Origin of the sequence: Blastomonas sp., assembly GCF_030373265.1 — a bacterium.
GTDB lineage: Bacteria > Pseudomonadota > Alphaproteobacteria > Sphingomonadales > Sphingomonadaceae > Blastomonas.
In genome coordinates, this window is the sequence record NZ_JAUCZC010000049.1 from 1 (window position 1) to 9,259 (window position 9,259).

General features: G+C 63.2%; 3 protein-coding genes, 1 tRNA gene and 1 pseudogene. 3 read left to right on the forward strand and 2 right to left on the reverse strand.

The window, feature by feature from the left end; all coding sequences use genetic code 11:
- Window positions 1-893, forward strand: a pseudogene (locus tag QUV11_RS16855) (translational GTPase TypA); the annotation flags it as partial.
- An 81-nt stretch (window positions 894-974) separates the two neighbouring features.
- Here the strand turns inward: QUV11_RS16855 and QUV11_RS16860 are convergent.
- Together QUV11_RS16860 and QUV11_RS16865 are read right to left on the reverse strand one after the other, a co-directional pair.
- On the reverse strand, window positions 975-5,693 hold the full coding sequence (locus tag QUV11_RS16860) for an NAD-glutamate dehydrogenase domain-containing protein (protein ID WP_300884138.1): 4,719 nt from the start codon (window positions 5,691-5,693) through the stop codon (window positions 975-977).
- Between the two features lie 180 nt (window positions 5,694-5,873).
- The gene (locus QUV11_RS16865) at window positions 5,874-7,301 is read right to left on the reverse strand and encodes a hypothetical protein (protein ID WP_300884139.1); all 1,428 of its coding nucleotides are present in this window, start codon (window positions 7,299-7,301) and stop codon (window positions 5,874-5,876) included.
- Between the two features lie 208 nt (window positions 7,302-7,509).
- On the opposite strand from QUV11_RS16865, the gene QUV11_RS16870 reads away from it, so the two are divergent.
- A tRNA-Thr gene (locus QUV11_RS16870) sits at window positions 7,510-7,585 on the forward strand.
- Window positions 7,586-7,747: 162 nt separating this feature from the next.
- Window positions 7,748-8,974, forward strand: coding sequence for an integrase arm-type DNA-binding domain-containing protein (locus tag QUV11_RS16875; RefSeq protein ID WP_289620194.1), 1,227 nt, complete (start codon window positions 7,748-7,750; stop codon window positions 8,972-8,974).
- The last annotated feature ends 285 nt before the right edge of the window (window positions 8,975-9,259 follow it).

The following is a 9,259-nucleotide window of genomic DNA, read 5'->3' on the forward strand; positions in this document are numbered from 1 at the left end:
ACGACAGCCCGTTTGCGGGCCGCGAGGGCACCAAGGTGACCAGCCGCATGATCCGCGACCGCCTGATGCGCGAAGCCGAATCGAACGTCGCGATCAAGATCACCGAGTCTGCCGACAAGGACAGCTTCGAAGTCGCAGGCCGCGGCGAACTCCAGCTGGGCGTGCTGATCGAGACGATGCGCCGCGAAGGGTTCGAGCTCGGCATATCGCGTCCGCGCGTGCTGTTCCGTGAAGCCAGCGAGACCGAATCCGGCCAGCGCGAAGAGCCTTATGAAACCGTCGTCATCGATGTGGACGACGAACATTCGGGCACGGTCGTCGAGAAGATGGCGCAGCGCAAAGCCGAGATGACCGATATGCGTCCCTCGGGCGGCGGCAAGACCCGCATCACCTTCAGCGCGCCGTCGCGTGGCCTGATCGGTTATCACGGCGAGTTCCTGTCCGACACGCGCGGCACCGGCATCATGAACCGTCTGTTCGAAAAGTACGGCCCTTATAAGGGCCAGATCACCGGACGTCAGCTCGGCGTGCTGATCTCGAACGGCACCGGCGACACCGTGGGCTATGCGCTCAACGCTCTGGAAGAGCGCGGCGTGCTGTTCCTCGGCTCGGGCGTTCCGGTCTATGAAGGCATGATCATCGGCGAAAACGCCAAGCCCGATGACCTTGAAGTCAACCCGATGAAGTCGAAGCAGCTGACGAACTTCCGTTCGACCGGCAAGGACGACGCCATCCGCCTCACCCCGCCGCGCATGATGAGCCTGGAACAGGCCATCGCGTATATCGACGACGATGAAATGGTGGAAGTGACGCCCAAGAACATCCGCCTGCGCAAGCGCTTCCTCGACCCGAACGAGCGCAAGAAGCAGAGCCGGAAGAAGGAAGCGGCGTAACAGCCTTCCTTCTCGGAAAACAAAAAGGGGGGCCGGTGCAGCGATGCACCGGCCCCCCTTTTGTGGGTCAAGGTCAGGCCGTCAGCGCGCCAGCAGGATCCGGGCCTGGCTGGCGATCTGGGCCAGCATCGGCACGCTTGGCGTCGCGTCCAGCTGGGCACGGCTGACAAGCGCGCGGAACTGCTTGATGCGGGGCAGGTTGGCCTCGGTCCATTGCGTCACAAAGGCCTGCGGGTCGCCGCCCTTGGCGCGGTTGAGGAAATCGAGCCGCATCTGCTGGAAGTCGCGGGCGAGCCCTGAGACCAGCAGCCGCTCCCACGGATCGCTGGGCGACATCCGGGCCGCCGTCATCTGCGTCCAGTCGAGGCCAAGGGTCGCGCCCAGATCGGCGAACGCCTGGGTCAGCAGCATCGGATCGGTGCGGCTGGTGCTGGCAAGGTTGGCAAGCCCTGCCGCGCCGTCCAGCCCGGTGAGCCGCACGATGTGCGCGGCGTGCACCTGAGACGCGCCCTTGCTTGCCAGATCCTGCGCCTGGCGCGCGGCCTGCAGCCGGGCCTCGGCATTGAGCAGATTGTCCATCTGCGCGATCAGGGCGTCGACCCCGGGCTTCAGGGCGGCAACGATCTCTCCAGGCATCAGGCCATCGGCGCTGGCGCGCAGCACATCGGCGATATGGACGCGCACGATGTTGGCAGTGGCATCGAACAGCATCAGGCGCACCTGCTCGTCCATCTCGGCATGATCGAATTCGGCCCAGACCTCGGGCAGCGCAAAAAGCCGCTCCGCCGCGATAAAGGCGCAGGCGACGTCGCCCAGGGTGCAGCCTTCTTCTTCCGCCAGTTCGAACGGATGGATCAGCCCCAGCCGGTTGATCATGCGGTTGGCAAGCTTGGTGGCAATGATCTCGCCGCGCAACTGGTGCTGCAACAGCGTATCGCCATAGGCCTCGCGCATCTGTGGCGGGAAGGCGGCGAGCAGCTCGGGTCGCATCGTCGGATCATCGGCAAGCGGGATGCGCTCGATCGCGTCCTGCAGCGTCAGCTTGGCGGTGGATAGCACCACCGCGAGCTCGGGCCGGGTGAGGCCGAAGCCCTCCTGCGCCCGCCGCTTGAGCGTCGCGTTATCGGCAAGGCCCTCGACCTTGCGGTCGAGCCGACCCTGTTCCTCGAAATGCTCGATCAGCCGGATGTACGAGGGCAGGGCGCCCACGCCACCGCGCTCGGCGATCGAAAGGCCCAGCGCCTGCAGCCGGTTGTCTTCGAGCACCAGCATCGAGACGTCGTCGGTCATCGATGCGAGCAGGGCGTTGCGCGCGGATTCGTCGAGAAGCCCTGCACGCATCACGGCGGCGAGGCCGATCTTGATGTTGACCTCGTTATCCGAGCAATCGACGCCCGCAGAGTTGTCGATGAAATCGGTGTTGATCCGGCCACCCAGCATCGAAAAGGCGATGCGCGCGGCCTGGGTGACGCCCAGGTTGGCGCCTTCGCCCACGACCTTGCAGCGGAGCTGTTCGGCGTTGATGCGCAGCGTATCGTTGGACGGATCACCGACGTCGATATTGTTCTCGTAACCCGCCTTGATGTAGGTGCCGATGCCGCCGAACCACAGAAGATCGACCTGAGCCCGCAGGATCGCGGAGATGAGGGCTGCGGGTTCGATCTCGTCCGCATCCAGTCCCAGCATCGCCTTGACCTCGGCGGTCAGCGGGATCGATTTCATCGAGCGGGCAAACACGCCGCCGCCTTTTGAAATCAGGGCCTTTTCATAATCGTCCCAGCTTGACCGTGGCAGGTTGAACATCCGCTGGCGCTCGGCCCAGCTTGTGGCCGGGTCGGGATCGGGGTCGAGAAAGATGTGGCGGTGGTCGAAGGCGGCGACCAGTTTGATCGACTGCGACAGCAGCATGCCGTTGCCGAACACATCACCCGACATGTCGCCGCAGCCGGCAACTCGCACGGGATCGCTCTGCACATCGACGCCCATTTCGGCGAAATGGCGCTGGACCGAAACCCAGCCGCCCTTGGCGGTGATGCCCATCGCCTTGTGGTCATAGCCTTGGCTGCCCCCGGATGCGAACGCATCACCCAGCCAGAAGCCGAACTCGGCCGCGATGCCGTTGGCGGTGTCGGAGAAGGTCGCGGTGCCCTTGTCGGCGGCGACCACGAAATACGGGTCTTCGCCATCATGGATCACGACATCTTCAGGATGCACCACCTTGCCATCGACGATGTTGTCGGTGATCGACAGCAGCGTCCGGATGAAGGTCTTGTATGCGTCCTTGCCGCCCGTCAGCCAGCCTTCGCGGTCCGTCGCAGGATCGGGGAGCTGCTTGGGGAAGAACCCGCCCTTGGCGCCCGTCGGAACGATCACCGCGTTCTTGACGCGCTGCGCCTTCATCAGGCCGAGCACCTCGGTGCGGAAGTCGTCACGCCGGTCGGACCAGCGCAGACCGCCGCGCGCGACCGGGCCGGCGCGTAGATGGATGCCTTCGACCTGCGGCGAATAGACGAACATCTCGCGCCAGGGCAGGGGGGCAGGGAGTCCTGGCACCTTGGCGCTTTCGATCTTCATCACCATCGCAAGGCTGGCCGCCGGTGCAAAAGCATTGGTGCGCAGGATCGCCATGACCAGCGCGCGCAGCATCCGCAGCAGCCGGTCGTCGTCGATCGCCGAGACCTGGGTCAGGCCATTGGTGATCGCGGTGAGGTTGGCCTGCGTCGCCGCCTCGCGATCGCCGGTGAAAGCCGGGTCGTGTCGTGCGATGAACAGGGCGATGAGGGCGTGGGCGATCTCGGGTGCATCATGCAGCGCATCGACCACGGTGCCGATGCCATAGGGCAGGCCGGCCTGCCGCAGATACCGATACCACGCGCGCAGCCAGATAACGGCGCGCTGCTCCAGCCCCGTGGCGGCGATCAGACGGTTGAACGGGTCGTTCTCCGCCTTGCCTTCGAGCGTGCCGGAAATCGCTGCCTCGATCGCGCCGGAGCGCATCAGCAGCGAATCGACATCGCCCTGACCGCGCAGGCACAGCAGGAAATCGTGGATATGCCCGGTGTCGGCATTGCCCAGCTGGGTCGGGATTTCCTCAAGGACGTCGAAGCCGAAATTCTCCAGCGCGGGCACCGTTTCCGACAACGGGATGGCGCCAGCCTGGCTGTAGAGCTTCAGCCGCAGGTTCTGCGGCGCATCCAGGCTCTTGCGATAGAGCCGCGCGCCGTGCTGATCGAGGCTGTCGAGGTTGCGCAACCGCAGGATATCGAGCGCGGCCTCTTGCGGACCGTAATCGGTGCGATAGGCCATCGGGAATTGCGGCGCATAGCGACCGGCCATGGCCGCCGCCCGGCTGTCCTCGCCCAACGCGATCAGCGCTTCCTCGACCGAGGGTTCCCAGCCACGGATCATCGCGCGCAACGCGGCATCGAGCGCGGCATCGTCGACCGGAGATCCGCCGTCCCGCAGATCAAGGACGAAACGAATCAGCGCGATCTCGCCGTCTTCCAGGGAAATCGACCAGCTTAGAGTCTTGCCGCCCGAGGCCTCCAGCAGCATTCGCTCGATCGCGACGCGGCGACCGGTGGAAACCTCGTCGCGCGGCAGCCAAGCAAACACGAACAGATGCCGCTTGAGCGACGACTGCACGGTAACCAGCTTGGATCGCGGCCGATCTGCCAACGACATCGCGGTGAGCGCGACACGCTCCAGATTTTCAAGGCTGAAGGCGATGAGCAGATCATGCGGCAGTGCGGTGAGCGCATGCGACAGCGCCTTGCCGGCATGGCCGTTGGGAGAAAAGCCGAACTTGTCCATCAGGATCTTGAGGTGTGCGCGCAGCACCGGAACGCGTTCGGGCGAGGCTGCAAGCGCTGCGCTGGTCCAGATGCCGCCGTGCACGGAGAGCGCGGCAACGCGGCCATCCTCCCAGATGGGCAGGATGATCAGATCCAGCGGCGCGCGGCGGTGCACGGTGGAGATGAAATTGGACTTGATGATCAGTGGCGCGGCCTTGCCGCTTTCGAACCAGGCAAAGGCATGGTCGAACGAATGCGCCGCCAGCAGCGGCTGTTCGTTGATCCGGGCGATCCCCAAAGGCATATCGCTGGTGCCGTCACGCCGCACGCGCAGATGCGCAAGCAGCGTCATGTTGCGGTCGAGGAACCAGCGCAGCAGCGCCGCGCCTTCGCCATCGGCCATCGCGGCGGCGTCGGCCGCCATGGCCGCCTGCAGCATCGGCCAATCGGTCACGGCGGCGCGGACATCGGCTAACGCGCCCAGAAGCGCGGTCTCCAGCGCCTTGCGCTGGCGGGCATCGGCGCGCTCGACCTCGAGATAGACCACCGATTCGCGACGCTCGCCGGGCGCCTCGTCGGTGTAGATTTCGCTCAACAGGCCACTGGAGTCGCGGCGCATCGCCACCACCGGGTGGATCACCCGGTCGATTGCCAGGCCGAAGCGCGAAATGGCAGCCGCGATCGAATCCACGAGGAACGGCATGTCATCGTTGATGACCGCAAGCCGCATATGGCGGTGCCCGGTCTGGCCGGGGATCGATTCGACCGTCAGCACGGTTTCGGAAGACGGGCGGTGCGCCATCGCCCTCAGCGCGAAATCGGCTGCCTCGCTGCAGGCCGCTTCGTCAAAACCCTCATTTTCTCCCGGCAGAGCGCCTTTCAGGAAGGCGTCGGCCAGCACGGCACGCAGCCTTGCGTGGAGATCAGGGTCGGCGAAGGGAGTGGCATTGGAAGATACGCTGGAGCCCGCGTCCGCACCGGACGCTGCAATCGGGGTTTCGGCCATGTGTTCCTCGTACCCGCGTGCGCGCTGTATTGCCGCATCTGTTCCGGGGTTTGCTACCCCGGCTTATGCGCTAATCAACGCCGGTTCTCAAGCGCACAGCGCGGGGGTTTGGGCAGGTGCGCGTAATTTTCTTTCGGATAGTCGATAAATTGTTGCGGCGCTGGCTTTGCGCATCGGAGCCTAGCGCGCGGCGCGGCGCATCACCCGATCTGCCAGCGGGTCATCTTCTGCGACCACACCGACCACACCCAGCGCCCCCGCCTCATCGCGCCGCGCCACCAGCACCACGAATTCGGCATCGCCGATATCCAGATTGGCCAATGGCCGCGGCGCGTTGGCGCGCAGCCGCTGCCTGACCTCGAGCTTGCGCCCGGTCGCGGCGGTGGCCGCATCCTTCGACCGACGCGCCTGGCGCTCCTGCTGGACAATGGCTTTGAGGCCACCTTCCTGATGCGCCAGCACATCGGGCAGACCGCCGCGCGGGACGTCGCGGCGCATCGCATAGCTCAGCACGCAGGCATATTCTGCCAGTCGCGTCTTGTCGTAACCCGCGCCGAAGACGAGCTTGACCAGTGGCGTCATCGGCGCGCGCGCCTGAGCGGAGATGCCACTTTCCTTGAGCAGCTCGGCATAATCATCGGGGCGGCCACGCGCCGCGATCGCAAAATCATGAGCCCGACCGATCGCGGCATAGAGCGCGACGCGCGAGCGATCCTCATGCGCGAGCGCCGCTTCGACGTGCGCACGGGCATAGTCGAGCAGATCGGCCAGGGCGGCGTCGCCGCGGGGCATGTCCACCGCCGGGAATGCATTGGCTGCAGCGCCATCGGCGGTTTCGCCGAAGCCGACTTCGGCCAACCCATCGGAGGCATCGGTAAACAGGGCATAGCCATCGAGCGGCATCGGCTCTTCGAAGGCTGCCAGATCCAGTTCGCCAGGCGCGAGGCTCTGTGCGGGATCGTCTTCCCACACCGGCAGCGCAGGCTTGCGCGGCGCCTGTTTGACAGCCTCGTCGATCTGATCGATGAGCTCCTTGGTCAGCGACCGGTCGGCCAGCTCTTTCCAGTTGATCACACCATAGACGAAGTCGATGCTGTCATCGTCGGTCGAAAAGGGCAGCAGGATGCCGCGGTACATGATCGTGGAGCCGCGATCGTTCACATATTCGGCTTCGAAGCCGATCGGCGCCTGGTTGGCGAGAATCTGCATGTAGTGATCGGTGATTCGCGACAGCAGCGAGCGGCCGGGAACTTCGTCGAGATACGCCACCGCATCATCGAGGTCACACTCGTCGCGCAGTGCCTTGCCGATGAACGGGATCGCCGGATTTTCGATTCCCGACGTGAAATCGAGCAGCACGCTGTTGGGCCCGAAGTCCTCGATGTTTTCCGGATCGAGATCCTCGATGGAGGGAAAAACCCGATTTCCTAAGAGCTTGGCCCAATAATTATAGGCACGAACGTGCATGCGCCGCTCATCGCTGCCAAAGGACTGCGGCGGATCCATCAGGGCGTCGTCATCCGTTTCGACGGCGGTCGATGCCAGCGGCGCATCGTCTGCGTCGTCATGGCCGTGCATGCCATCGCGATATCCGCGCAGAGTATCCATCTATCGATCCCAACCAGTGTTTCAGGCCTCCATTGTGTCGCAAGGGAGTAAAGGCACGGTTAACCGCCCGGTCACAAATTGGCGGCGAAGGAACAAACCGCCTGCCATCTGCATCGCACGCGTTGCAGCTTCGAACGCGGCTTGCATCCTGACCAAGCTGCTGTTAACGGCTCCGCACGCAACCCGGCACGGCACCCCCGCGCCCCGCGCCGCTTTAGCTCAGTTGGTAGAGCACATCATTCGTAATGATGGGGTCACGTGTTCGAGTCACGTAAGCGGCACCACCACCCCTTCCCAAAACGTCCCAAAACGTTGATTTTCTGCGGGTTTCGAGCTATTTTGTTCGCGATTGGAATCTCGCTTTGTTCCAAATTGTGCCCCCAGATTTCGTTAATTTGGGGGCACAATTGGGGGCACTGCGACAGGAAAAAGCGTGGTGCCCCCAAATGTCCCTCAAAGCCGCAGAAATCAGAGGGTTTCAGCCGATTGATACCGTCTACCGCAAATCCGACGACAAAGGCCTCTATCTTGAGATTCGGCCGAACGGTTCGAAGCACTGGTTCGTGAAATACAGGATCCACGGATCCGAAAAGAGATTGTCACTTGGAAGCTGGCCTGAGGTGTCGCTAGCCGACGCACGCGAGCGCCGTGACGATGTTCGCAAAAAGATCAGGGCGGGCGACGATCCGCTGCATTCCCGCAAAATGGAGAAGATCAGGGCGCGCCTGTCGGCTGACAACAGCTTTCAGTCGGTTGCAGAGGACCTGATTGCAGTTCGGTTTGTTGCCAGCCAAAAGGCTGAGGCCACCATCGAGAAAGCACGCTGGTATCTCTCGCATCTGACGCCAACCATCGGTCCTCGCCCTATCGACGCCGTTGAGCCCGCAGAGCTGTTAGCTGTGCTCAAGAAGATCGAGAAGGCGGGAAAGCGCGAAACGGCGGTGCGTACCAGGGCATTTGCTAGCCGAGTATTTCGGCATGGGGTGGCGATGGCACTATGCAAACATGACCCGGCAGCAATGCTTGGTGGCGCACTAGCGACGCCAATTGTCACACATCATGCCGCACTGCTTGAGCCTCATCAACTCGGACAGGTACTCCGCGCTATCGATGAATATGCTGGCGGAATGGTCGTGAAGTTTGCGATGCAGCTTCTGCCCCACGTATTCCTCCGTCCCGGTGAGTTACGATATGGCAAATGGCCTGAGGTCGACTTTGACGAGTCAGTCTGGCGCGTTCCTGCAGAGCGAACCAAGCTGCGTCGGCCCCACAGCGTACCGTTGTCACGGCAGTCTGTTAAATTGCTCAAGGCGCTTCGCGAGCATACTGGCTGGCGAGAGTACATGTTCCCTGCCCAAAGCTCGCTCCAGAAACCGATGTGTGAGAATGCTATGAACGCCGCTTACCGCCGAATGGGGTTCGGGAAGGATGTGGTGACCTCCCACGGCTTCAGGGCAACGGCGAGCACGTTGTTGAACGAAAGCGGGAAATGGCATCCTGATGCAATTGAGCGGGCTCTTGCCCATGGACACAGCAATGCGGTTCGAGGTGCCTATGCCCGTGGACAGCACTGGGATGAGCGTGTTGCGATGGCCCAATGGTGGAGCGATTACCTGGATCAGATCTCTGTCGGTGCGGAGGTCGTTCCAATCATTAAAAGCGCAAGCCGCTGATTAAAGAGAACGCTAGGGTCACCGCTCGGGGGTTCTTGATCTTGAAGCCAGCTCAACGATGTGTCGCTGCCCGACCGATTGATCATTTCGCAGCCAACTTCGGCGGGGTTTGGCTGATTTGAAATGTCTGGAATTGGGCCGCTTGTTGAATGGCAGGTCATGGCCACGAAATGGCTGAAGCTGCATGTCAGCTTTCAGGCAGCCGCCGCAGGGCATCCCATGGCCGCAGCTGGGTGATGGGGTGGACGCCCCCCGACGGCATCGATGTGCCATAGTGGAGGTGTT

Bases quoted from the DNA above. Each gene is read 5' to 3' on its own strand.
- QUV11_RS16860 (WP_300884138.1), bottom strand. From the start codon at position 5,693: ATGGCCGAAACCCCGATTGCAGCGTCCGGTGCGGACGCGGGCTCCAGC.
- QUV11_RS16865 (WP_300884139.1), bottom strand. From the start codon at position 7,301: ATGGATACTCTGCGCGGATATCGCGATGGCATGCACGGCCATGACGAC.
- QUV11_RS16875 (WP_289620194.1), top strand. From the start codon at position 7,748: ATGTCCCTCAAAGCCGCAGAAATCAGAGGGTTTCAGCCGATTGATACC.